The sequence below is a fragment of the Pseudomonas sp. NPDC088414 genome (assembly GCF_044753325.1).
In the GTDB taxonomy this organism is placed as follows: domain Bacteria; phylum Pseudomonadota; class Gammaproteobacteria; order Pseudomonadales; family Pseudomonadaceae; genus Aquipseudomonas.
On record NZ_JBIVMY010000021.1, the window covers coordinates 63,384 to 85,170 of the forward strand.

At 62.0% G+C, this 21,787-nt stretch carries 23 protein-coding genes; 8 read left to right on the top strand and 15 right to left on the bottom strand.

Annotation, left to right across the window (positions count from 1 at the left end; translation table 11 throughout):
* Positions 1-222: 222 nt before the first annotated feature.
* Positions 223-1,035 (top strand): alpha/beta fold hydrolase, encoded by an 813-nt coding sequence (locus tag ACIP8I_RS18125; RefSeq protein ID WP_400762810.1) that lies wholly within the window; start codon positions 223-225, stop codon positions 1,033-1,035.
* Between the two features lie 83 nt (positions 1,036-1,118).
* Here the strand turns inward: ACIP8I_RS18125 and dsbG are convergent, their stop codons facing one another.
* The 4 genes from dsbG to ACIP8I_RS18145 all read right to left on the bottom strand — a co-directional run bounded on the left by dsbG (position 1,119) and on the right by ACIP8I_RS18145 (position 5,276).
* Positions 1,119-1,889, bottom strand: coding sequence for a thiol:disulfide interchange protein DsbG (gene dsbG, locus ACIP8I_RS18130; RefSeq protein WP_367085242.1), 771 nt, complete (start codon positions 1,887-1,889; stop codon positions 1,119-1,121).
* Complete coding sequence (locus ACIP8I_RS18135; RefSeq protein WP_400762812.1) at positions 1,865-2,734, bottom strand: prolipoprotein diacylglyceryl transferase family protein; 870 nt, start codon at positions 2,732-2,734, stop codon at positions 1,865-1,867. The genes dsbG and ACIP8I_RS18135 overlap by 25 nt, the downstream gene beginning before the upstream one ends.
* The gene (dsbD, locus tag ACIP8I_RS18140; protein ID WP_400762814.1) at positions 2,735-4,468 is read right to left on the bottom strand and encodes a protein-disulfide reductase DsbD; all 1,734 of its coding nucleotides are present in this window, start codon (positions 4,466-4,468) and stop codon (positions 2,735-2,737) included. It lies immediately after the preceding gene.
* A gap of 124 nt (positions 4,469-4,592) precedes the next feature.
* Positions 4,593-5,276: a hypothetical protein gene (locus ACIP8I_RS18145; protein ID WP_400762816.1), complete on the bottom strand. Its 684-nt coding sequence runs from the start codon at positions 5,274-5,276 to the stop codon at positions 4,593-4,595.
* Positions 5,277-5,570: 294 nt separating this feature from the next.
* Between ACIP8I_RS18145 and ACIP8I_RS18150 the strand changes: the two genes are divergently transcribed.
* The 5 genes from ACIP8I_RS18150 to ACIP8I_RS18170 all read left to right on the top strand — a co-directional run bounded on the left by ACIP8I_RS18150 (position 5,571) and on the right by ACIP8I_RS18170 (position 10,146).
* Entirely contained in the window at positions 5,571-6,251 is a 681-nt protein-coding gene (locus ACIP8I_RS18150) for a response regulator (RefSeq protein ID WP_007969056.1), read from the top strand.
* Positions 6,251-7,573 (top strand): ATP-binding protein, encoded by a 1,323-nt coding sequence (locus ACIP8I_RS18155; protein WP_098964858.1) that lies wholly within the window; start codon positions 6,251-6,253, stop codon positions 7,571-7,573. The genes ACIP8I_RS18150 and ACIP8I_RS18155 overlap by 1 nt, the downstream gene beginning before the upstream one ends.
* 223 nt (positions 7,574-7,796) lie before the next feature.
* Positions 7,797-8,282, top strand: a complete 486-nt coding sequence (locus tag ACIP8I_RS18160) for a GNAT family N-acetyltransferase (protein WP_400762817.1) — start codon at positions 7,797-7,799, stop codon at positions 8,280-8,282.
* A gap of 143 nt (positions 8,283-8,425) precedes the next feature.
* Entirely contained in the window at positions 8,426-9,838 is a 1,413-nt protein-coding gene (locus ACIP8I_RS18165) for an aspartate aminotransferase family protein (protein WP_400762819.1), read from the top strand.
* A gap of 83 nt (positions 9,839-9,921) precedes the next feature.
* Complete coding sequence (locus tag ACIP8I_RS18170; RefSeq protein ID WP_003226665.1) at positions 9,922-10,146, top strand: MbtH family protein; 225 nt, start codon at positions 9,922-9,924, stop codon at positions 10,144-10,146.
* A gap of 176 nt (positions 10,147-10,322) precedes the next feature.
* Here ACIP8I_RS18170 and ACIP8I_RS18175 read toward each other — a convergent pair whose 3' ends face one another.
* The 8 genes from ACIP8I_RS18175 to ACIP8I_RS18210 are packed head-to-tail and all read right to left on the bottom strand — an operon-like array spanning position 10,323 to position 16,577.
* A complete protein-coding gene (locus tag ACIP8I_RS18175; protein WP_400762821.1) occupies positions 10,323-11,228 on the bottom strand; it encodes a metal ABC transporter substrate-binding protein in 906 nt (301 codons plus the stop codon).
* The gene (locus ACIP8I_RS18180; RefSeq protein WP_003226663.1) at positions 11,229-12,128 is read right to left on the bottom strand and encodes a metal ABC transporter permease; all 900 of its coding nucleotides are present in this window, start codon (positions 12,126-12,128) and stop codon (positions 11,229-11,231) included.
* A complete protein-coding gene (locus ACIP8I_RS18185) occupies positions 12,128-12,976 on the bottom strand; it encodes a metal ABC transporter ATP-binding protein (protein ID WP_400762823.1) in 849 nt (282 codons plus the stop codon). Before ACIP8I_RS18185 ends, ACIP8I_RS18180 begins: the two co-directional genes overlap by 1 nt.
* Entirely contained in the window at positions 12,973-13,902 is a 930-nt protein-coding gene (locus tag ACIP8I_RS18190) for a metal ABC transporter substrate-binding protein (protein ID WP_400762825.1), read from the bottom strand. The genes ACIP8I_RS18185 and ACIP8I_RS18190 overlap by 4 nt, the downstream gene beginning before the upstream one ends.
* A 35-nt stretch (positions 13,903-13,937) precedes the next feature.
* Positions 13,938-14,513: a DUF6162 family protein gene (locus tag ACIP8I_RS18195; RefSeq protein ID WP_400762827.1), complete on the bottom strand. Its 576-nt coding sequence runs from the start codon at positions 14,511-14,513 to the stop codon at positions 13,938-13,940.
* Positions 14,510-14,851: a hypothetical protein gene (locus ACIP8I_RS18200; protein ID WP_400762829.1), complete on the bottom strand. Its 342-nt coding sequence runs from the start codon at positions 14,849-14,851 to the stop codon at positions 14,510-14,512. Before ACIP8I_RS18200 ends, ACIP8I_RS18195 begins: the two co-directional genes overlap by 4 nt.
* On the bottom strand, positions 14,848-15,390 hold the full coding sequence (locus tag ACIP8I_RS18205; RefSeq protein ID WP_400762831.1) for a thiamine pyrophosphate-binding protein: 543 nt from the start codon (positions 15,388-15,390) through the stop codon (positions 14,848-14,850). The genes ACIP8I_RS18200 and ACIP8I_RS18205 overlap by 4 nt, the downstream gene beginning before the upstream one ends.
* Positions 15,387-16,577, bottom strand: a complete 1,191-nt coding sequence (locus tag ACIP8I_RS18210; protein WP_225135786.1) for a PepSY domain-containing protein — start codon at positions 16,575-16,577, stop codon at positions 15,387-15,389. The genes ACIP8I_RS18205 and ACIP8I_RS18210 overlap by 4 nt, the downstream gene beginning before the upstream one ends.
* A 408-nt stretch (positions 16,578-16,985) precedes the next feature.
* On the opposite strand from ACIP8I_RS18210, the gene leuC reads away from it, so the two are divergent.
* Together leuC and leuD are read left to right on the top strand one after the other, a co-directional pair.
* Positions 16,986-18,404 (top strand): 3-isopropylmalate dehydratase large subunit, encoded by a 1,419-nt coding sequence (leuC, locus tag ACIP8I_RS18215; RefSeq protein WP_400762833.1) that lies wholly within the window; start codon positions 16,986-16,988, stop codon positions 18,402-18,404.
* On the top strand, positions 18,401-19,015 hold the full coding sequence (gene leuD / locus ACIP8I_RS18220; protein ID WP_400762835.1) for a 3-isopropylmalate dehydratase small subunit: 615 nt from the start codon (positions 18,401-18,403) through the stop codon (positions 19,013-19,015). Before leuC ends, leuD begins: the two co-directional genes overlap by 4 nt.
* A 123-nt stretch (positions 19,016-19,138) precedes the next feature.
* On the opposite strand, the gene ACIP8I_RS18225 is transcribed toward leuD, so the two are convergent.
* The 3 genes from ACIP8I_RS18225 to ACIP8I_RS18235 all read right to left on the bottom strand — a co-directional run bounded on the left by ACIP8I_RS18225 (position 19,139) and on the right by ACIP8I_RS18235 (position 21,686).
* Positions 19,139-20,089 (bottom strand): LysR substrate-binding domain-containing protein, encoded by a 951-nt coding sequence (locus ACIP8I_RS18225; RefSeq protein WP_400762837.1) that lies wholly within the window; start codon positions 20,087-20,089, stop codon positions 19,139-19,141.
* 23 nt (positions 20,090-20,112) lie between these two features.
* Positions 20,113-20,988 carry an alpha/beta fold hydrolase gene (locus tag ACIP8I_RS18230; protein ID WP_400762839.1) on the bottom strand — a complete coding sequence of 292 codons (876 nt, stop codon included), beginning with the start codon at positions 20,986-20,988 and terminating at the stop codon, positions 20,113-20,115.
* A 239-nt stretch (positions 20,989-21,227) separates the two neighbouring features.
* Entirely contained in the window at positions 21,228-21,686 is a 459-nt protein-coding gene (locus ACIP8I_RS18235; protein ID WP_007965461.1) for a VOC family protein, read from the bottom strand.
* Positions 21,687-21,787: the final 101 nt, after the last annotated feature.

Genomic DNA, 21,787 nt, shown 5'->3' on the forward strand with positions numbered 1-21,787 from the left:
GCGTCTGTACCGGCCCCTTCGCTGGCAAGCCAGCTCCCACAGTGATCCATGTGTCCACATATTTTGTGTTCACCGTAGAACCTGTGGGAGCTGGCTTGCCAGCGATGGCGTCAGTGAATTCAACACAAATAAACCGGCATATTCACGTACATTTCCAAGGTTGACGATCGACCACCGGCAGCTCAGTCTGCCGGTTCTCTTTTTTGTCTCGGGGGGTGGTCGATGCCTTTCTTCACGGTTGACGGACAAGCGCTGCACTACATTGATCAAGGCACCGGCCCGGCCGTGTTGCTGGCGGGCAGTTATCTGTGGGACACGGCCATGTGGGCGCCGCAGATCGCTGCATTGTCGCCGCACTATCGGGTGATTGCGCTGGACCTGTGGGGCCATGGCGAATCCGGGCGCTTGCCGCCAGGCACCACCTCGCTGGATGACATCGCGCGGCAGGTCGAGGCCTTGCTCGATCATCTGCAGATCGAACGGGTCACGCTGGTGGGCCTGTCGGTCGGCGGCATGTGGGGCGTGCGTCTGGCGTTGTCGGCACCGCAACGGATCAACGGTCTGGTGCTGCTCGACACCTACGTCGGCGTCGAGCCTGAGCCGACCCGGCAGTACTACTTCTCGCTGTTCAGGCAGATCGAGGAAAGCGGCGAGATTTCCGAACAATTGCTCGACATCGTGGTACCGATCTTCTTCCGCCCGGGCATCGATCCGCAGTCGGCGCTGTATCAGGACTTCCGCGCCAAACTCGCGGCCTACACCGCTGATCGCTTGCGCGAAAGCATCGTGCCAATGGGGCGCATCACCTTCAGTCGGGATGACCTGTTGCCGCGTCTGGGTCAGCTGAATGCCGCGACCACCCTGGTGCTGTGCGGCGATCAGGACAAACCGCGACCGCCGTCGGAAGCACAGGAAATGGCTGAGTTGATCGGTTGCCCGTGGGTGCTGGTGCCGGAGGCGGGGCATATTTCCAATCTGGAGAACCCAGAGTTTGTCACTGAGGTGTTGTTCGCCTTCCTGGCTGAGCGCCATTGAAAAAGATCGCAGCCTGCGGCAGCTCCTGCAGAAAACCCGTTTCCCTGTAGGAGCTGCCGCAGGCTGCGATCTTTTGATCTGGCTTATTTCGGCCCGAGAATCTTCGTCAGTTTCTCCGGCGAAGGCGCCCCTTGCTGCTGTTGCAGCTCACCCTTGTCATCCATGTAGAAAATCGCCGGTGTCGCCTGCAGTTCCAGGTCTTCCATCAACTGCATGTTGGCGGCCAGTTTGGTCTGCACCGCTTTTGGAATGTCTTTCAATGGCTTGAGGGTGCTGGCCTTGCCGGCCTTCTCGTGATCTTCCAGGGCCTTGGCCGGATCTTTCGCCGCCAGCAGCGCAGCGGATTTCGCCGGGCTGTCTTCGCGGATGATCCCGACCATGATGTGCCGCAGCTGCACCTTGCCGGCCTTGACCCATGGTCGCGCCTGTTCCCAGAACATGTTGCAGTACGGGCAGTTCGGATCGCTGAACAGGTACACGGTGCGTGGTGCATCCTTGTTGCCGTCCTGAATCCAGTTGCTGGCTTCGAACTTGCCCCAGATTTCCTTGGCCATCGGCGCATAAACCATTTTCTGCAATGGCTCGCTGCTCAGATCCTTGCCGTCGGCGTCGTACAGATTGCCGAGCAGCACGTGTTGGCCGTCTGGCGTCAGATACAGCGCCATGCCACGGTTCTGGTACTGCGCCGCATAACCGCGCAAGCCGTCCGGGGCGTCGAACTGACCGACGATTTTCGCGCCCTTGGCTTCGATCTGCTTGATCGCGGCGGGCAATTCTTCGGCGGCCTGCACCGACGGCAGGTGCAGCAGGGCAGTGCCCAGAGTCAGCGTCAGCAGGTGGCGGAGGCGGGGCATGGCAGTTTCCTTGCAGAGGTGGCCGGTGCGGCGGTTGGATTCGGGATGTCGAAGTTTTCCAGGACGCGGGCCAGACTGGCGTTCGACAGTTCGCCCAGATGACTGCTCAACAAGCGACCGTCAGGGCTGTAGAACAGCGTAGTCGGCAACGCCATGGAACCCACGGCTTGACCCAGTCGACCGCTGCGGTCAAACAGCACGTTGTTCAGGCTCAGGCCCTGGGTTTCCAGGAAGGTGGCAACGCTTTGCATGCTTTCGGCCTGATTGACGAACAGAAAGGTCAGGTCCGGGCGTTGTTGCTGAGCGTTTTCCAGCACCGGCATCTCGCGCCGGCACGGCGGGCACCAGGTCGCCCACAGGTTGATCACCAATGGACCGCCCTGATAGTCGCTGAGCTGGATGGTCTCGCCGGCGGGGTTGCGCAGGGTGATTTCCGGCAGGCGCGTGCCTTGTTCGTAGATGTTCAGCGACAGGGTTGCCAACAGCCAGAACAGCACACCGCTGGCCACGCCAAAACCCAATGGCCGACGCAGGCCGGGGCGGCGCCAGCCGCGATAGAGAGCGGCGAGCAGCAGCACGATCACCCCCGGCCAGGCGAGGAAACCGCCATCGCGCAGGTCGATGATCTGCCACGGATCGTTGCGATAGTGCCCCCAGTACAGGGCGACAAATGCCACGCGCGCCGCGAGCATGCCCAGCAGGAACAGGCTGAACAGCGCCGACTCGGGATTATCGCCACCACGCTTGGCCACCTGCCAGCCGACAAAGGTCGCCAGCGCCAAGGCACTGATCAGCAGCAGGTGGTTAAGCGCGATGGCGAAGGTGCCGAGGGTGAACGTCAGCATTTAATTGGCGTCTCGGGTAGTGGCCCAGCGTTGCAGGAACGTCTCGGCATCCACCTCACCGGTGATGCGCTGGTTACGTCGTTCTTCGCCGTCGGTGCCGATCCAGACAAAACTCGGTGGCCCCGGTACTTTGTAGCGGCCGAGCAGCTCGCGACTGGCGGCATTGTCGGCAGTGACGTCGAGGCGCAGCAGGCGCACATCGCTCAGCGCCTGCATGACCTTGTCTTTGCCGAACACCTGTTTCTCCATGACTTTGCACGATACGCACCAGTCGGCGTAGTAATCGAGCAGCACCCACTGGCCCTGAGCCTTGGCTCTATCCAGTTCGCGCTGCAGGGCTGCCGGATCCTTGATCGTGGTGAACGCGTCATGCCCGCTCGGTGTGGCGCTGGCGACGCGGCCGGCGCTGTACACCTGCAGTGGCTGATACGGGTCGTCGCTGCCACCGGCGGCACCGATCAGCAACAAGCTGCCCCACAGACCGAGCAACAGCGAACTGGCGCCGAACAACTGGGCGACGCGGCCGAAACCTTCCGATTGCTTCCACGCACAAAACGCAGCGATCAGCAGCAGCGCGCCACACAGGCCCAGCCACAGCGACGAGTCCAGCACCGGGCGCAGCATCAGCAGCGCGGTCGCGAGGAACAGGAAACCGAAGATGCCCTTGAGCAGGTTCATCCACGCGCCAGGCTTTGGCAGGAAGCGATTGCCGACGGTCACCAACAGCAACAGCGGCACCCCGATACCGATGCCCAACGCAAACAGAATCAATCCACCGTGCAGCGCATTGCCGCTCTGCGCGATGTACAGCAAAGCGCCGGCCAGTGGCGCGGTCATGCACGGGCCGACCAGCAGACCGGACAACGCACCGAGCACCCCGGCACCGATCAGGCTGCCACCGCTGCGACTGCGCGAGGCGTGCTCGAGGCGATCACGCAAGGCCACCGGCAATTGCAATTCGAAGAAGCCGAACATCGGCAACGCCAACAGCACGAACACTGCAGCGAAGGCACCGAGCAGCCATGGATTCTGCAGCCACGCCTGCAGATTGGCGCCGAGCAGCGCGGCGATCACTCCCATGGCGGCATACACCAGCGCCATGCAGATCACATAGCTGCTGGCCAGGGCGAACCCACGGCGCGGGGTGGCACCACTGCCGACAATCATGCCCGCCAGAATCGGCAGCATCGGCAACGAACACGGGGTAAACGCCAGCAACAGGCCGAGGCCGAAGAACACCAGCAGGCTCCAGCCCAGCGCCCGTTGTTGCAGGCTGCTCGCCAAGGCCTGATCCGGCGCTTCAGCGCTGGTCGTTGGCGTTGCTTTGCCGCCCAGATCGATGACCCGGGTCTGCGGCGGGTAACACAGGCCGGCATCGGCACAGCCCTGGTAACTGACCTTGATCTGACCGCTGGCCGAGGCCGGAATTTTTACCTCCAGCCCCTGGCGATACACCGGTTGTTCACCGAAGAATTCGTCACTGTGCGACTCGCCCTCGGGCAACGCCGGCTGCTGCTCTGCCGTCAAACCGTCGAATTTCAGGCGTTTCTGGTACAGGTAATAGCCGTCGGTGATTTGCCAGAACAGCTGGGTTTCCCCGGACTCAAGGCGTTCGGAGGTGAGCACGAAGGCTTTGTCGACCGGCAGAAACTCCGGTTTGGTCTCGAATGGATTGTTTCCCGCCTGGGCCAGGCCGGAGATCAGCAGTGCAAACAAAAGAAAAAAATGACGCATGGAGGAGCCTTGTCCCTGTGCAATTGTGGTGCACAGTGGCGGGTGTCGATTAACCGATGATTAACCGCCCCGCACGATGTCGGATGGGCGACCCGACGCCGATTCACTGGTGCCTGCGAGTGGCTCAGTCCTTCAGCAGCCCGGGCCAGGTTGTGTCAGAGATTGTATACGGGCCAAATACTTTTTTCGCGCCCTGTTCATAACGCAGGTAACGGTTGTCGTTCAGGAACACATAAAAGTAAGTGTCGAGTGTCGGATAGTCGTTGGAGACGGCTGTCATCATTTGGCTTTTATATTCTTCCAGCGCTGCCCAGGGCGAACCTTTTAAAGGTAGTACTTCCACGGTTTTTGAGTATATTTCGTAGATCAGATAGTTTCCGTCATTCAACAAGAACCAGTAACTTTCTCTTTGTGCAGTGCTTTCAGCCCACATAACGCCAACGATTTTGTTGTAGTAAGGCAATATTTTTTCCCACCTTGATTTTGCGATGGAGGTTTTGGAGAGTGCCTTGTCGGTTTGTTGGCTGAACTCACAAACGGATGGTGTCGTTCCTTCGTCGTAAAACAGCCAGAGCGTGTCGACGCCACCGTTCCAGCGGGTGGTCGTCGTGGTAAAGCCAAAGCGCAGGTCTGCAGCAGTCTTGTCGAAGCCTTCCCATCTACCATCCACCGGCTTGGGGAATCCGGAAAGTACTTTGTTATCCTCGAAGTCGAAACGGGAATAACTGTTTTTCTCTGGGAAGAAAAAGTAAATACGGTCGGGGCCGGTGCGCCAGTCAACCGCAACAAAGTTTTTTGTAAGGCTCATTCATGGTTCCTTTAATAGGTTGATTTATGTTTTAAAGTTTTGGTTAGTTGTGTGAAAGTTGCGAGATTGAGATTAATTTTTGATGGTGTTTTTGTATAGTTTGCAGGTGTTTGATTTCATGTCGGCTAGTTGGCTTTATGTTGATTAAACATTGTTCTTGCGCAAACTGTCCGTTGGCAGTTTTGAGTCCGGACCTGGCGAACGAGCGAGTCTCTGCCGTGTTGGTTGTCGCCCTGCCATAATTGCGGCTTAATCCTGTTCTGTTCGACTTGCCTTTTTTCTCAGGGAACCGCCATGCACGTACTGGTTTGCGAAGACGATGAGTTGATCGCCAGTGGCATCGTCGCCGGCCTGACAGCCCAAGGCTTGACGGTTGAACACGTCAACACGGCTTCGAAAGCACGAGCGATGCTCAAGGTCGCTGAATTCGACGTGATGGTGCTCGATCTCGGCCTGCCTGACGAAGATGGCCTCAAGTTGCTGCAACAACTGCGTCAGCAGGGCCTGGAAATTCCGGTGCTGATCCTGACCGCGCGTGACTCGGTGACCGACCGGGTCGATGGCTTGCAGGCCGGGGCCGATGACTATCTGCTTAAACCGTTCGATCTGCGTGAACTGTTCGCGCGTCTGCAAACTCTGCTGCGCCGGGTCGCCGGGCGCAGTGTCAACCTGATCGAACACGGCGCGCTGACCTACGACCCGAGCAGCCGTGAAACGACTCTGGCCGGGCAACCGGTGGACTTGTCGCGGCGCGAGCAATCGCTATTGCAGGCGCTGCTGCACAACCGTGGCCGGGTGCTGTCCACCGAGCAGTTGAAGGACAGCGTCTACGGCTTCAACGACGAGCTGGAGAGCAACGCGCTGAACGTGCATATCCATCACCTGCGCAGCAAACTCGGCAAGGGCATCGTCGAAACCGTGCGCGGTCTGGGCTATCGCCTCGGGCCGGCCGATGGTGGAGAACAACAGAAGTGATGAGTCTGCGTCTGCGGCTGAGTCTGACCCTCGGCGCCGCGTTCGCCCTGATCTGGGCGCTGGCCGCGGCTTGGATGCTCAGCGACTTGCGCAATCAGATGATGTTTTCCCTCGACCAGCGGCTGGTGGCTTCGGCGCGCATGGTCGCCGGACTGCTGGAGCAACTGCCGGCGTTGCCGAGCAAGGGCGAGGGCACCCATTTCAGTGCCGAACAATTGAACATTCCCGGTGGCATGGCCTGTCAGGTCAGTTCGTTGCGCGGGGAAATCCTGGCCCGCAGCCACAGCAGCCCTGAGCAAACCCTGGAAGCGGAAAAAATGGGCTTCCACGACCAGATGATCGATGGCGCGCCGTGGCGCAGTTTTACGCTCGCGCGAGGTGATGTGCGGATCACCACTGCCGACCGGCAGATCGAACGCGAAGCGCTGAACATGTCGATCCTGCTGGCGGCTTCGGTGCCGGTCGGCGTGGCATTGCTCGGTTGCCTGTGCCTGCTGTGGTTGGGCATCGGTCAGGGCCTGGCGCCGCTCAATCGTCTGCGTGAAGCACTGATGCGACGTAACGCCGACTCGCTTGAGCCGCTGCAATTGCAGTCGTTTCCCAGCGAACTGAAACCTCTGCTGGATACGCAGAACCAGCTGTTCCAGCGCATCGGCAAGACCATCGAGCGCGAACGCCGCCTGACCGGTGACGCCGCCCACGAACTGCGCAGCCCGCTGACGGCGATCAAGACCCACCTGCAAGTGGCGCGGATGACCGAAGGCAGTGCCCGCGATCAGTCGCTGGCCCGGGCCGAGGAGGGCGCCGACCGCATGCACCGCACCCTGGAGCAACTGCTGTTGCTGGCGCGGGTCGAGGGCAGCCTGTCGTTTGACGACGGCGTGCAATGCAGCGCCGAACAGGTGGCGAAACTGGCGATGCAGGATGCGGCCGGTGGTGAACGCCAGCGCATCAAGTTGCAATTGCCCAAGCAGCTCTCCAGTGCGCCCGTGCAAATGCCGGCGGTGCTGTCGATTGCCGCGTTGCGCAATCTGCTCGACAACGCCCTGCGCCATACCCCGGCAGACGCCGAGGTGGAGCTGAGTCTGGAAACCGTCGGCCAGCGCGCCCGCTTTGTGGTGCGCGACCATGGTCCCGGAATTGCGGCGGAAGATCTGCAACACCTGACCCAACGCTTCTGGCGCAACGGCCAGAGCACCGGCTGCGGACTGGGCCTGGCGATTGTGCAAGCCATCGTCCAGCGCTGCGCTTGCACCCTGCATTTCGACAGCCGGCCGGATGGCTTGCGCGTCGAATTGACGATGCCCTTGCAACCCGTCTGAACTCACCACCATCCCTGTAGGAGCTGCCGCAGGCTGCGATCTTTTGATCTTGATCTTGAAAAACAAAATCAAAAGATCGTCCGAACGCGGCCCGAACCTGCGGCAGCTCCTACAGGGGATTTGTGTAGGTCCACATCAAATGTAACGTCTGTGCGTTGGTGCTTTGGCAATTGCGGCGTTAAGGTCGGGGCTGCTCTGACTCAATGGATTGAGGGAACGTGCCATGGAAGCATCGATCTGCATCTGCCCGGCGAAACCCGCCGACGCTGGCCTCATCAGTCGCATCATCGAGCGTTCGATTCGCGTCGGATGTGTGCTCGATCACCGCAACGATCCGCAGCAGGTCAGCCACTGGATCGGCCGGCAATCTGCCGATGTCATCAGCGCGCACCTTGCCGACGCGCATTGCTACCTGAATATCGCCTTAATGCAGGACAAGCCGGTGGGTGTCGGCATGGCCACGGCCAGCGGTGAGATCGGCTTTTGCCATGTGCAGCCCGAATGGTTTCGTCGTGGCGCAGGCCGCGCACTGATGATGGACCTTGAAGGCTGGCTGCGGATTCGTGGTGTGCCGCAGGTGTGCATCGCCAGCACACGCACCGGCGCGGCTTTTTATCGACATCTGGGCTACTGCAATTCGGCGCTATCCGCCAGCGATCAGGGCTTGCACCGTGTTGCGCTGCACAAGCCATTGATGGTGCCCGACTGACAACTCGATCAAGGGTCTAAATCCTCGCCCCGCTTAAGCGTTTCCAGAACAGGAAAACCTGCATGTGCGCCCCGCGACCGGAACGCGCACCTGTGCGGTGTGCTGTTTTGGTCACTATCCATAGCGTATTGAGGGGTCGAGAGATGTCAGTCGCCACCAGCCTTATCGAAGAGTCGTCGGCCCGGATCACCTCCGCGCCGGCGGAAACCCTGTATCAGTTCAACGAATCACCGCTGCTGGCCCGCCAGAGTCAGCAGGAATCCAATGCCCGCAGCTACCCGCGACGCATTCCGCTAGCACTCAAGCGCGCCAAGGGCCTGTACGTCGAAGATGTCGAAGGTCGGACCTTCATCGATTGCCTGGCCGGTGCCGGCACGTTGGCTTTGGGCCATAACCACCCGGTGGTGATCGAGGCGATTCAGCAAGTGCTGACGGATGAGTTGCCGCTGCACACCCTCGACCTGACCACGCCGGTCAAGGATCAGTTTGTCCAGGACCTGTTCGGTTTGCTCCCGCCAGCACTGGCGGCCGAGGCGAAAATCCAGTTCTGTGGCCCGACCGGCACCGACGCGGTGGAAGCCGCGCTGAAACTGGTGCGCACCGCCACCGGGCGCAGCACCGTGCTGTCGTTCTCCGGCGGTTATCACGGCATGAGCCAGGGTGCCTTGAGCCTGATGGGCAGCCTGGGGCCGAAAAAGCCGCTGGGCGCCTTGCTCAGCAACGGTGTGCAATTCATGCCGTTCCCTTACGACTACCGTTGCCCGTTCGGCCTCGGTGGCGCGGCCGGTGTCAAAGCCAACCTGAGTTATCTGGAAAACCTGCTCAACGATCCTGAAGCCGGCGTGCAATTGCCGGCAGCGGTGATTGTCGAAGCGGTGCAGGGCGAGGGCGGGGTGATTCCGGCCGACGTCGAGTGGCTGCGCGGCTTGCGTCGGATCACCGAAAAGGCCGGTGTGGCGCTGATCGTCGACGAGATCCAGAGCGGTTTCGCCCGCACCGGCAAGATGTTTGCCTTCGAACACGCCGATATCGTCCCGGACGTGGTGGTGTTGTCCAAAGCCATCGGCGGCAGCCTGCCACTGGCGGTGGTGGTCTATCGCGACTGGCTCGACACCTGGCAACCCGGTGCCCATGCCGGTACGTTCCGTGGCAATCAGATGGCGATGGCCGCCGGTTCCGCGGTGATGCGTTATCTGCTCGAACACAAGGTCTGCGAACACGCTGCGGCGATGGGCGAACGCCTGAGCGAACACCTGCGCATACTGCAACGCGACTTCCCGCAACTGGGCGACATTCGTGGTCGTGGCTTGATGCTCGGCGTCGAACTGGTTGACCCGAACGGCGCACCGGACGCCCTTGGTCACCCACCCGCGTTCGCCCGTCTGGCACCGCTGGTGCAGCGTGAATGCCTCAAGCGCGGACTGATTCTCGAACTGGGCGGCCGCCATGGTGCGGTGGTGCGTTTCCTGCCGCCGCTGGTGATCACCGCCGCCGAAATCGACCGCGTCGCCGAGATCTTCGGCCGGGCCCTGGCCGCTGCCACCGCCGCTTTGTAAATTTTTCGCAGCGCCGAACGTTCTTACTACATACCCGGCTGCACCCCCGGTGCAGCCCACCCTTACATTGATGGAGAACCAGCATGACGTCAGTATTCGACCGCGAGGACATCCTCTTTCAGGTCGTGGTCAACCACGAAGAGCAATACTCGATCTGGCCGGATTACAAAGCCGTGCCGGAGGGCTGGCGCACCGTGGGCAAGAGCGGCCTGAAGAAGGAATGCCTGGCCTACATCGAAGAAGTCTGGACCGACATGCGTCCGCTGAGCCTGCGGCAGAAGATGGAAGGGCAGGCGGCTGCTCAGTAATTCGTCGGCCAAAAACAAACCCGCTGGACTGGTGACAGGCAGCGGGTTTTTTCATGGCTGGCATTTGTGTTGCCTGGCAGTGTCTCATCGCGAGCAGGCTCACTCCTACATTTGAAATGCATTCCCCTGTAGGAGTGAGCCTGCTCGCGATGAACGATAACGCGGTGTAACTGAAGCTACGCTCCGCTCAACCCCTTGAGCAACAAATCGACATTCCCCTCCAGCTCCGCCACCGGATCTTCGGCATCGGTGCTCAACACCAGCAGTTGACTCCCCGATTCGGCAATCGCCGCTTTCACCGCTTCCGACGGCTGACGATGATGCAGCACCAGCGCCACATCGTTGTCCTTGAGCGTCGTCGTGAGTTGCTTCAGCTCTTGCGGCGTCCACTCGCTATCAGGCCGTGGATCCTGGCCAATCAGCTCCAGATTCAGGCTGCCGATCAGGTAACCGAAGTGATCGCTGAGGCTCATCACACTCAGGTTGTCGGCCTCGGCCAGGCGCGCTTCGCTGTCGGCGCTGAGTTTGAGCAGGCGCTGTTTCAGCGCTGCCAGATTGGCCTCGATCTTCGGTTTGGCCGAAGGCGCCAGGCGCACCAGGTCCGCCGCCATCACGTCGGCCATGCGCCCCATGTTGTTGCTCGCCAGCCACGGCTGACTGTTCAAGCCATCGACCTTCAAGCCCGATTGCACGGCAATCCCCGGCAGGGCGCCGTCCACCGGGCGCGCCGCGTCGACTTCGACAATGCGAATGTTGCTGCGCCGCGCGATCGGGTACAGCGGATCATCCGCCCACAGCGAGCGCACGCCGATCACCGCGTCGGCATCGCTTGCCAGTTTGCCCAGCGCCGGCGCGCCGCGACCGATGAAGTACGCGGTCTGACGGCTGCCCGGCAGATTCGCCGGGGCCGCTCGTTCCAGGCTGACGTCGGTGCCTTTGAGCAGCACTTCGCCGAGGCCGTAGGTGATGGGCAGCGAGGCCAGTACGCGCAATGGTTTGGGGTTTTCAGCCGCCAGCAACGGGCTGCCGACCACGCCGCACAGGGCCATGGCCAGGGTCAGTTTTCGCAGTGAGAAAGTCATTTATCCAAGGTTCCCTTTCAGACTCGGGACAACCCCGCGCGCAATGGCGGCGAGGGCGAAGGCAATGCCGGCGACCAGGATGATCGCGGCGCCGGACGGGATTGGCAGATCGAAGACGATCGGCGCGAGAATCCCGCACAGCGTGCTGACGGTAGCAATCAGCACCGAGCACCAGAAGAAGCCCTTGAGCGACTGGCTGAGCAAACGCGCGGCCGCCGCCGGAATCACCAGCAACGCGCCGACCAGAATCGCGCCGATGACCTTCACCGCCGCGACGGTGATCAGCGTCACCAGAATCACGAACAAGTAATCCAGAGTCTTCACCGCGACGCCGCGCACCGCCGCCAGTTGCGGGTTGAAACTGGCGAGCATGATCCGGTTGTACAGCGGCAGCGCCAGGGCCATGACCAGCGAACCGACGATGGCCAGCACCAGCAGGTCGTTGCCATTGACGGTGAGCACCGAACCGAACAGCACGTTCTCCAGAATGTGCACGTTGATCTTGCCGGCCAGAATCAGCAGCAGGCTCGCGCCGAGCGCCAGCGACACCGAGAGGAACACACCGATCAGCGTATCCGGCGCCAGACCGGTACGATTGCGCAGGTAGTTGAGCAGGATGCCGAACAGCAGGCAGTAGCCGAACAGACTGCCGTAGGGCCCGGTGTAGGGTTCGCCGAGCAGAATGCCGATGGCCACGCCGGTCAGCGCTGCGTGCCCGACCGCTTCGGAGAAAAACGCAAAGCGCTTGACCACCACCAGCGTGCCGAGGCCGCCGAGCACCGGGCCGATCAACAGGCCGGCGAGCAATGCGTTGACCACAAAACCGTAGGCCAGCGCCTCCGGCAGGTAACCGGACGACGCCCAGCCCTGAACCATCAAACGAAAGGCTTCGTAACTCATCAGACCGCGCTCCGTGGATGGGTGGAAAACAGACTCAGCAGCCGATCCGGGGTCAGCGCCTGTTGCGGCGTGGCGTCGAACAGCACGCGGCGGTTGAGGCCGGTGACCCGGTCGGCCAGACGCTTGACCGCTTCCAGATCGTGCTCGATCCACAGCACGGTGATGCCGGCCGCGCGCCAGTCGCAGAGCAGGCGTTCGAACACCTGGATCCCGGCTTCGTCGAGGGCTGACATCGGCTCATCCAGCACCAGCAATTGCGGGGCCGGGATCAACCCTTGGGCGAGCAATACGCGCTGCCGTTCGCCACCGGACAACGCGCCCATGCGCCGCTTGCGTTTGTCCTGCATGCCGACCCGTTCCAGCGCCTCGCCGATGGCTTTGGCGTAATGCTTGCTCAGTCCGAGAAACGCCGGGCGGCGCTGACACATGGCGGCCATGAAGTCGTCGACGGTCATCGGCAGGCCACGATCGAACTCCAGCGCCTGCGGCACGTAGCCGATGGTGCCGGGTTGGCCGGGCCAGTGCAGGCTCAGTTGACCCTGATGCGGCATCTGCCCGAGCAGGGTCTTGATCAGCGAGCTCTTGCCGCCGCCGTTGGGGCCGACCAGTGCGTGCACGTGGCCGGGCTGAACCTGGAAGGTGACGTTGTCGAGAATCGTCGTGCGCCCCAGCGTCAGACAAACCTCAGAAAATTCCAGGGTAGGCCCGCCTACCCTCTGTAGGAGTGAGCCTGCTCGCGATGGCGGAGTGTCATTCAGCGATGTGGTTGACTGGCTGGGCGCTATCGCGAGCAGGCTCGCTCCTACAGGGGATTCGAGTTCGTTCCGGATAGTTTCTTTCGAGGTCATGCCCCGGACTCCTGAATCGCCCGCACTACGGTGTCGAGGTTGCCGGTCATTTCCTTTTCGTACTTGTCGGCGCTGTATTCGCCATAGGAAATGTGCGACAGCGGGTACAGCTTCACCCCGGACTCACGCTGGATGGTTTCGACGTAGGTGGAAGGGAAATCCATCTCCGAGAAAATCACCTTCACGTCGAGCTCGCGCAGTTGGTCGATGGTCTTTTTCAACTGGCTCGGGCTCGGTTCGATGCCGTGGGCCGGCTCGACCACGGCCGTCACTTCCAGGCCGAATTCGCGCAGCAAGTAGTCGTAGGCCGCATGCACAGTGGCAACACGCAATTCGGCGTTAGGTGCCTGGGTCAGTTTCGCCAGAGCATCGGCGCGCATCTGCCGCAGACGTTTGCCGTAGGCGCGGGCGTTCTGGGTGTAGGTCCTGGCGTTGTCCGGGTCGAGCTTGCCCAGCTCGCGAGCGATGTTGTTGACCTGAGCAATCGAGTCGCTGATCGACAGGAAGGTGTGCGGGTTGACCACTTTGCCGGCGCCGCGCGCAGCGGTACCGGTGGCGGCCAGCAGCGGCACGTTTTCGTTGGCTTCGATGGTCTTGATGTTCGGCGTTTCGCTGGCGGCGATCATCCGGTCGGCGAAGTCGTCATGGCCGACCCCGTTGAGCACGATCACATCCAGGCCGCTGATGCGCTTGATGTCTTCAGCACGTGGCTCGTAGGCGTGCGGGTTGAAACCGGCGGGAATCAGCGGCACCACCTCGGCCTTGTCGCCGACGATATTCGCCACATAGCTGTAATACGGGTGCAGGGTGATGCCGATGCGCAGGCGTTTGCCCGGATCGGCGCTGGCCAGCGGGCTCAGCAGGCACGCGCACAGGCCTAACAGCAGGGTGCGCAGGAGGGGACGGCGAGTCAGGGAAATAAGCATGGGCAAGCGGTCTTCTCTCGGGTGAAGGCGAAGGTTCAGTGGCGATGCTCGCGGGTTACACCGGCATCGAACTGCGCGACGATCTGTTTCCAGCCAGCGGCGGACAGCGCGGCATCGGTCAGCTCGGCGGGCGTTTTCAGATCGGCGGCGCGGTTAAGCCAGATGTCCGGCGCGGCATTGGCGTCGGCGCTCAGCAACATCACGAACGAACCGGCGACGGCGGGCGCCTGGCTGTGGCCGAAATAGGCGCTGTCCGCCAGTAACTGCCAGGCATGCCCGCCACGGCTGACCGAGCTGGCGTCCTGAGCGAACGGGGCGAAACCTTCCTCGGCCAGATTTTGCGGGGTCGGCAGGCTTTGCTGCTCTTCACGCAGCAGGCGGATCTCGTCGAGGGTCACCCGCAGGTCGGCATAGATGCCTTGCTCGGCGGCACTGAGGTCGCGCCGTGCATCGAGCTGATGGCTGGCGACCGGTTCCGGTTCATGGGACACCCCGCGCCATGCCACCACCGAGCCGGCGACCGCGAGGATCAGCAAGCACAACAGCAGAACGTTAAGGGTTTCATGGCCGGCACCGGCCGGGCGTACAACTTGGATGGTGGGCGTGCTCATGGGGCCTCGATGTCGGCTTGGTCGATTTCCACGACGTGGCCGGGGCCGGCGTCGAACAGCACATAAAACTCGGCCGCCGGTTTCTTGAACGTCACGGTCGAGTCGGCGCCGAGCTTGCCCGGCAGCAGAATGGTTTCGTCGTAACCGATCACATCGAGGGTCACCCCCGGCGCGCCGCTGCCGTCGGAGAAGCCGCCGGTGCATTTGATCTGCTCGGCATCGACGGCTTTGCATTCGCACATCGGGTTATGGGCCAGGGCGCCGGCGCTGAAACCTGCGCACAGCATCAGCAACGCGGCACGCAACCGCAGGCGGGAAGAGCGTTGAACGCGGTTCATGGTTTGGCTCCTTGTTGGTTCAGCCAGGCGAGGGTGGCGGGGGAGGCCTGGCTCAGGGGAATCAAGGCCTGGTGCATGCTGCCGTCCCAGCCCTCCATGGTGATCCACAGTTCGGCATCGGCTTTGGTTTTTTCCGCCACTGGCAATTGCGCGCCCATCCGATACGGCGTGCCAAAGAAAATCACCCCGGCGGCGCGCAGGCTGCGCGGTTTGCCGATGCGCAGGTAGGTGGCCTTGACCTGTTCGACACAGGCGTCGCAGAGGGCGGCATTGAAGTCCTTCATGTAGCCGGCGGGGCCACTCAGGCGCGGCGCTTCGTTGCGCAGTTCGGCCAGGCGCAGGCTCCACGGGCCGACCTGGATCTCGCCGACTTCATGCTCACCGAGGCCGACGTCACCGCGAAACAGCGCGGCATCGGCGAAGTACTTGGGCATGAAGCCCAACGGAATCAGCAGCAACAGGGCGTTCAGATGAAAGCGCCATTTGTGCCAGAAGCGGCGCAGGGCGGACGGTTGGGCAGTGCGGTTGGACGGGCTCACAGGCTGACCTCCGCCGGTTCACGGCTGACGCGAGGGCTGCGGGCCTTTTTATTTTCGCGCTTGAGGGCGTTGGCGGTGGCCAATGCGGTGCGCTTGGTCCAGATCAACAGGCCGCTGAGGACCATCATGCTCAGCAGCAGGCCGAAGAAGAACCAGATCAGTTTGATCCACAGTCCGCCGAAATCACCGGTGTGCAGCGGGCGCATCGACTCGGTGACAAACTCCAGCGAGGAGCGGTCAGTCAGCAGTCGCGTGGCGGCCATGTCACCGTTGTACGGGTTAAGCGTGGCGGTCTGGAACATCAGTGGGTACCAGCCTCGCCCGCCAAGGCTCAAGTGGCTGTAGGCATTGCCCGGCAGGCTGACGAAGCTGACTTCCAGACCTGGGATGTGCTGTTCGGCGATCTGTACCGCGCGATCGAGGCTGATCCGTGGGGGAGGACTGGCGTCGCTCGACATCGGTACGCTTTCCCGGGACATGGCGGGAATGATCGGCTCGCTGCTGATCGATACCTGGTTGTCGGCCAGAATGGCCTGAATCAGAAACCAGGTGCCGGTGATCGAGATCACCGCGATGAACCAGATCGACCAGATGCCGCTCAGTCGATGGAAATCGCCCCAGAAGATCCGCGCGCCGTGGCGAAAACGCAGGGTGGGTTTGAAGAAGCCTTTCCAGAAGCGCTTGTACACCACCAGCCCGGTGACCAGCGAAGCGAGCATCGGCAGGCCGAGGAACGACACCAGATACCAGCCCCAGCTGAAACCGTTGGTGAACGGCACCAGCCACCAGCCGTGCAGGGCACGGGTGAACGCCTTGAAGTTGAAATCAGGCGCCGGGCCCTGGATAACCCCGGTGTACGGGTTGACGTAGACCGTCTGCGAGCGGCCGTCGGGGTAGCTGACTTCGACGTCGAGGGCGAAGTGCGATTCGTCGGGGCGGCTGATGCTTTCCACCAGCGTCTGCGGTTCGGCCTGTTTGATCGCGGCCAGCACCTGATCGTAGCTGAGCCGTGGTGCGTCATCCGATGGCTGGCTGGCGCGCATTTGCGGGTTGGCCAGCCAGACGATTTCCTGGCTGACCACCGCCAGCGTGCCAGTGACACAGACGATCAGGACAAAAAACCAGATCGGCAGCGCGAGCCAGCTATGCACCAGGAACCACAGTTTGGAACGGGATTTCTTCGACATGATTGCGCGTCTTGATTTCGATGAAAGGGCACGCGGCTACGGGCTTCGCAGCGCGGGTGTCCGCAAAAGGCGCGGTCGTGGCTGTTGCCTGTGCGAACGGCCTGCATCTTTATAGGACGGATGAGCCGGACAAATCCCGATGGCTTATATGAAAGTAAATGTTTCGCACTTCGCAGGGAGCGACGAGATCCCTCTGTAGGAGCTGCGGCACGCTGCGATCTTTTGATCCTGGTCTGTAAAAACAGGATCAAAAGATCGCAGCCTCGTTGCACTCGACAGCTCCTACAGGATTTTGCGGGTCGTCAGATCAAACACGATTCATGAATGTGGCACTCACTGTCAGGCAATTGATGGCCGGTTCGCGCTCCTTATGATGGAAATCACTGGATTCCCCGAGCGAGCGCCCTGATGAGCCCCAGAACCCTCTACGACAAACACATCGATTCGCACACCGTGTGCCGCCTCGACGATCAGGGCCATGTGCTGCTGTATATCGATCGCCAGGTGATCAACGAATACACCAGCCCGCAGGCGTTCAGCGGTCTGCGCGCCGCCGGGCGCAAAGTCTGGCGGCCCGGCACGGCGCTGGCGGTGGTCGATCACGTCAACCCGACCACCCCCAAACGAGTGGCGGCGATGCCTGACGCCGGCGGTGCGCGGCAGGTGTCGTATCTGGCGGAAAACTGCCGGGACTTCGGCATCGAACTGCTGGATATCCTCGACAAGCGTCAGGGCATCGAACATGTGATCGCCCCGGAGCAGGGCTTCATTCTGCCGGGCATGGTCATCGCTGCCGGTGACAGCCACACCACCACGTACGGCGCGCTGGGGGCGTTCGGATTTGGCATTGGCACCTCGGAAATCGAGCACCTGCTGGCCTCGCAGACGCTGGTCTACAAACGCCTGAAAAGCCTGCGCGTGACGGTGGATGGCGAACTGGCGCCGGGGCTGACGTCGAAGGATGTGATCATGGCGCTGATCGGCCGCATCGGTGCGTCGGGCGCCACTGGCTATGCGATCGAGTTCTGCGGTTCGACCATCGATGCGCTGAGCGTCGAAGCGCGGATGACCATTTGCAACATGGCGGTGGAGGCCGGCGCACGCGGTGCGTTCATGGCGCCGGACGAAAAAGTTTTTGCCTATCTCAAGGGCAAACCCCGGGCGCCGCTAGGTGAGTTGTGGGAGCGCGGCGTGGCAAAGTGGCGTGAACTGCGCAGCGATTCCGGGGCGGTGTTCGACCGCGAAATTCACCTCGACGCCAGTCTGCTGGAACCGATGGTCACCTGGGGCACCAGCCCCGATCAGGCGGCGCCGATCGGTGCGCAGGTGCCGGATCCGCAACGCATCGACGATCCGATCCTGCGTCAGGACATGCGTCGCGCCCTTCAATACATGGGGCTGGAAGCGGGCATGGCGCTGCGCGATATCGTTATCAGTCATGCCTTTATCGGCTCCTGCACCAACGCGCGGATCGAGGATCTGCGTGACGCCGCCAGCGTGGTGCGCGGTCGGCAGGTGGCCGGGCATGTGCGGGCGATGATCGTGCCCGGTTCCAGCGAAGTGCGCGCTCAGGCCGAGGCCGAAGGACTGGCGCAGATCTTCATCGAGGCCGGTTTCGAATGGCGTCAGTCCGGCTGCTCGATGTGCCTGGCGATGAACGATGACGTACTCGCGCCCGGCGACCGTTGCGCCTCCAGCACCAACCGCAATTTCGAAGGCCGGCAGGGCGCCGGAGCTCGCACCCATCTGATGAGCCCGGCGATGGTGGCTGCCGCCGCGATCAGTGGCCACCTCACCGACATCCGCCACTTCGGAGAACGCCCATGAGCCTGCAACCCTTCACGCAAGTCAGCGGCCAGGCCGCGCCGCTGCTCGCGGCCAACGTTGATACCGACGTGATCATGCCCAAGCAGTTTCTCAAGGGTATCGACCGTCAGGGGCTGGATCGTGGGCTGTTTTTCGATCTGCGCTTTCTCCCCAACGGTACGCCCAACCCGGAATTCGTGCTGAACCAACCGGCCTGGCAGGGCGCGAGTTTCCTGGTGGTCGGGGCGAATTTCGGTTGCGGTTCCAGCCGCGAACACGCGGTGTGGGGGTTGCAGCAAATGGGCATTCGCGCGCTGATCGGCAGCAGCTTTGCCGGAATTTTCTACGATAACTGCCAGCGCAACGGGGTGTTGCTGATCACGCTGGATGAGCCGCAGGTGCAGCGTATCGGCCGGCTGGTGAGTCAGCCTGAAACGGCCCGGATCAATTTGGATCTGGAGGCGCAGCAGATCCGACTGGCGGACGGTGAAGTCATCGATTTCCAGATTGATGGCTTGCGCAAGACCGCACTGTTGCTGGGGCTGGATGCGATTGGCAGTACCTTGCAGCGGCGTGAGCAGATCGAGGCGTTCGAGCGCGAGTACCTGGCGGCCAACCCATGGCTGACCTGACACACCTTTGACCCTGTGGGAGCTGGCTTGCCAGCGATGAGGCCAGCACATCCAGCATTTATATCGGCTGGGCTGACGCCTTCGCTGGCAAGCCAGCTCCCACAAGGTTTTGTGGTGTTTGGGTTACAGAGAAAGATCCTTGAAATGCCCCTGCAAAAACTCCACACACGCCCGCAGCTTCCCGGAGTTGGCCAGCCGTGTCGGGTACACCGCCCAGACATTGGCGCTCTGGCTGTAATCGGCCAGCACCGGCAGCAGTCGGCCCTGATCCAGCAACGGTTTCACATCCCACAACGAACGCAGCAACACGCCGCGTCCGTCGAGCGCCCATTGCAGGACGATTTCGCCGTTGTTGGAGGATAACGGCCCACTGACCCGCACGCTTTCCTGCGTGCCGTCGCGATCCAGATGCCAGATGCCGAAGGCGTTGTCGCGCTCCTTGATCACCAGGCAGTCATGCTGTTGCAGATCGTCCAGCGTTTGCGGTGTGCCGCGGCGCTCAAGGTATTCGGGCGCTGCGCACAGCACCCGGCGGTTGCTCACCAGTTGCCGGCCGATGTGCTGACCGGGCAGGTCGTCGCCGACGCGGATTTCCAGATCAAAACCTTCGTTGACGATATCCACCGCGCGGTCGAACAAGTCCAGGCGAATCTGCAATTGCGGGTGAAGCTCGGCCAGCCGTGAAACCGCAGGCGCCACATGGTTACGGCCGAAACCGAAACTGCTGCAAATGTGCAGGCGCCCGCGCGGGCTGTCGTGGGCGTCGGCGAGGTCGTCGCGCAGTTGCTGGAAGTCATCGAGAATACGCAAGGCCCAGCGCTGCACCCGCTCGCCGTCCTCGGTCAGCGACACGCGACGACTGGTGCGGTGCAGCAGGCGAGTGCCGAGGGTCGATTCGAGAATCTGGATGCGTTTGCTGACGTAGGCCGGGGACAGGCCCAGCTCATCGGCAGCGGCGGCGAAACCGTTCTTGCGGATCACGGTCAGCAGCACGCGCAGGTCTTCGGGCAGGGGCACGGGGTCTTGGTTCTGGGACATGGCGGAACGGGCACTGGCGGCACAAGCCGCCAGCATAGCATCGGCGGGGAACGCTCGATTCAGCGCAGGAAATCCAGCGCCTCGGCGAGCAACAGTTCGGGCACTTCCTCGGCCAGATAATGCCCGGCCGGCAGCGCCTTGCCGCTGACGTCGGTTGCCACGTGCTGCCATTCCTTGAGTGGATCGAAGCAACGGCCGACCGTGCCTTCGGCGCCCCACAACACCCGCAACGGCAGGTCAAGATGATGGCCGGCAGCGATGTCGGCGCGGTCATGCTCCAGATCGATACTTGCGCTGGCGCGGTAATCCTCACAAATGCCCCGGGCACTGCCGGGACGTTGCAGGCAGCGCAGGTATTCGCTGAACGCAGGCTCGGTGAACGGCGCAAGTCCGGCGCTGCGGCTGCCCATCACGCTGCGCAGATAGGCCGCGGGATCGGCTTCGATCAGGGTTTCCGGCAACGGCGCCGGGCGGATCAGGAAGAACCAGTGCCAATAGGCGCGGGCGAACGCTTCGTTGGTCTGGGTGTACATCGCCAGGGTCGGGGCGATGTCCAGCAGCATCATCCGTTGCACCGCAGTGCGGTGGTCGAGGGCCAGGCGATGGGCGACCCGCGCGCCACGGTCGTGGGCCAGAATCGAGAACTGTTCGAAGCCCAGCGTCTGCATCAACTCGAGGTTGTCCCTGGCCATTTCGCGTTTTGAGTAATTACGATGTTGTTCATCGGCGGCCGGTCGGGCGCTGTCGCCGTAGCCGCGCAGGTCGGCGGCGACCACGGTGAAGTGCTCGGCCAGTAGTTCGGCAATCTTGTGCCAGATCACGTGGGTCTGCGGGTGCCCGTGCAACAGCAACAGCCCCGGGCCGCTGCCGCCGAGGCGATAGGCGATGTCGACGCCGTTGACGTGGCGCTGGTCTTTGTCGAATCCGGCAAACATCGGGCTGATCCTTGTTCAGGTGCGGGTGGGATGCATCCTGAAAGTGTTCGACATTCGGGGCAAGGGTTGAAGCGTGGTGTGGTGGTTCATGAAGTGTGATGTGTGTCGTCAGGGCTGGCCCCTTCGCGGGCAAGCCCGCTCCCACAGTGTTTTTCTGTGTGACACCCATCGTATAAACACCAGAGATCCCTGTGGGAGCGGGCTTGCCCGCGAAGAGGCCAGCCCAAACCCTGAAGATCTCAACCCTGACTGAACATCTCCATCGCCCGCTGCTTGATCTGCTCTTCCGTCAGATCCTCCTTGCGCGTCGCCAGAAACCACAGGTGCCCATACGGGTCCTTCAGCGTCCCGCTGCGATCGCCATAAAACTGATCCTTGACCTCCGACACCGCTTTCGCCCCGGCATCCAGGGCTCGTTGGAAGGACTTGTCGACATCGGTGACGTACAGATGCAGACCAACGGCCACGGCGTTGTCCGGATCGCTCAACGGCCCTTGATCGCACGGCGTGCCGAGCATGATCGCGCTGTCGCCAATGCGCAGTTCGGCGTGGCCGACGCGCCCGTCGGGCATGTCCAGGCGCATGACCTGCGTGGCGCCGAAGGCTTTCTTGTAGAACTCGATGGCTTCGGCAGCCTTGAGGATACCGAGGTACGGGGTAATGCTGTGATACCCCTCGGGAATGGGTTTGACGCTCATGACGTTCTCCCTGTTTTTGTTTTGCGAGGTATGGCTCCACCGGATTTGTGGAAGATTCACTATAGAACTGTCTGCGCGGCCAGGATTTTTCCCCGACGAGC

Coding starts and splice junctions, on each gene's coding strand:
- dsbD (WP_400762814.1), bottom strand. CDS start 4,468: ATGCGTCATTTTTTTCTTTTGTTTGCACTGCTGATCTCCGGCCTGGCC.
- leuC (WP_400762833.1), top strand. CDS start 16,986: ATGAGCCCCAGAACCCTCTACGACAAACACATCGATTCGCACACCGTG.
- ACIP8I_RS18170 (WP_003226665.1), top strand. CDS start 9,922: ATGACGTCAGTATTCGACCGCGAGGACATCCTCTTTCAGGTCGTGGTC.
- leuD (WP_400762835.1), top strand. CDS start 18,401: ATGAGCCTGCAACCCTTCACGCAAGTCAGCGGCCAGGCCGCGCCGCTG.
- ACIP8I_RS18185 (WP_400762823.1), bottom strand. CDS start 12,976: ATGACCTCGAAAGAAACTATCCGGAACGAACTCGAATCCCCTGTAGGA.
- ACIP8I_RS18165 (WP_400762819.1), top strand. CDS start 8,426: ATGTCAGTCGCCACCAGCCTTATCGAAGAGTCGTCGGCCCGGATCACC.
- ACIP8I_RS18235 (WP_007965461.1), bottom strand. CDS start 21,686: ATGAGCGTCAAACCCATTCCCGAGGGGTATCACAGCATTACCCCGTAC.
- dsbG (WP_367085242.1), bottom strand. CDS start 1,889: ATGCCCCGCCTCCGCCACCTGCTGACGCTGACTCTGGGCACTGCCCTG.
- ACIP8I_RS18230 (WP_400762839.1), bottom strand. CDS start 20,988: ATGTTTGCCGGATTCGACAAAGACCAGCGCCACGTCAACGGCGTCGAC.
- ACIP8I_RS18155 (WP_098964858.1), top strand. CDS start 6,251: ATGAGTCTGCGTCTGCGGCTGAGTCTGACCCTCGGCGCCGCGTTCGCC.
- ACIP8I_RS18150 (WP_007969056.1), top strand. CDS start 5,571: ATGCACGTACTGGTTTGCGAAGACGATGAGTTGATCGCCAGTGGCATC.
- ACIP8I_RS18200 (WP_400762829.1), bottom strand. CDS start 14,851: ATGAACCGCGTTCAACGCTCTTCCCGCCTGCGGTTGCGTGCCGCGTTG.
- ACIP8I_RS18180 (WP_003226663.1), bottom strand. CDS start 12,128: ATGAGTTACGAAGCCTTTCGTTTGATGGTTCAGGGCTGGGCGTCGTCC.
- ACIP8I_RS18175 (WP_400762821.1), bottom strand. CDS start 11,228: ATGACTTTCTCACTGCGAAAACTGACCCTGGCCATGGCCCTGTGCGGC.
- ACIP8I_RS18210 (WP_225135786.1), bottom strand. CDS start 16,577: ATGTCGAAGAAATCCCGTTCCAAACTGTGGTTCCTGGTGCATAGCTGG.
- ACIP8I_RS18225 (WP_400762837.1), bottom strand. CDS start 20,089: ATGCTGGCGGCTTGTGCCGCCAGTGCCCGTTCCGCCATGTCCCAGAAC.
- ACIP8I_RS18160 (WP_400762817.1), top strand. CDS start 7,797: ATGGAAGCATCGATCTGCATCTGCCCGGCGAAACCCGCCGACGCTGGC.
- ACIP8I_RS18135 (WP_400762812.1), bottom strand. CDS start 2,734: ATGCTGACGTTCACCCTCGGCACCTTCGCCATCGCGCTTAACCACCTG.
- ACIP8I_RS18145 (WP_400762816.1), bottom strand. CDS start 5,276: ATGAGCCTTACAAAAAACTTTGTTGCGGTTGACTGGCGCACCGGCCCC.
- ACIP8I_RS18190 (WP_400762825.1), bottom strand. CDS start 13,902: ATGCTTATTTCCCTGACTCGCCGTCCCCTCCTGCGCACCCTGCTGTTA.
- ACIP8I_RS18195 (WP_400762827.1), bottom strand. CDS start 14,513: ATGAGCACGCCCACCATCCAAGTTGTACGCCCGGCCGGTGCCGGCCAT.
- ACIP8I_RS18125 (WP_400762810.1), top strand. CDS start 223: ATGCCTTTCTTCACGGTTGACGGACAAGCGCTGCACTACATTGATCAA.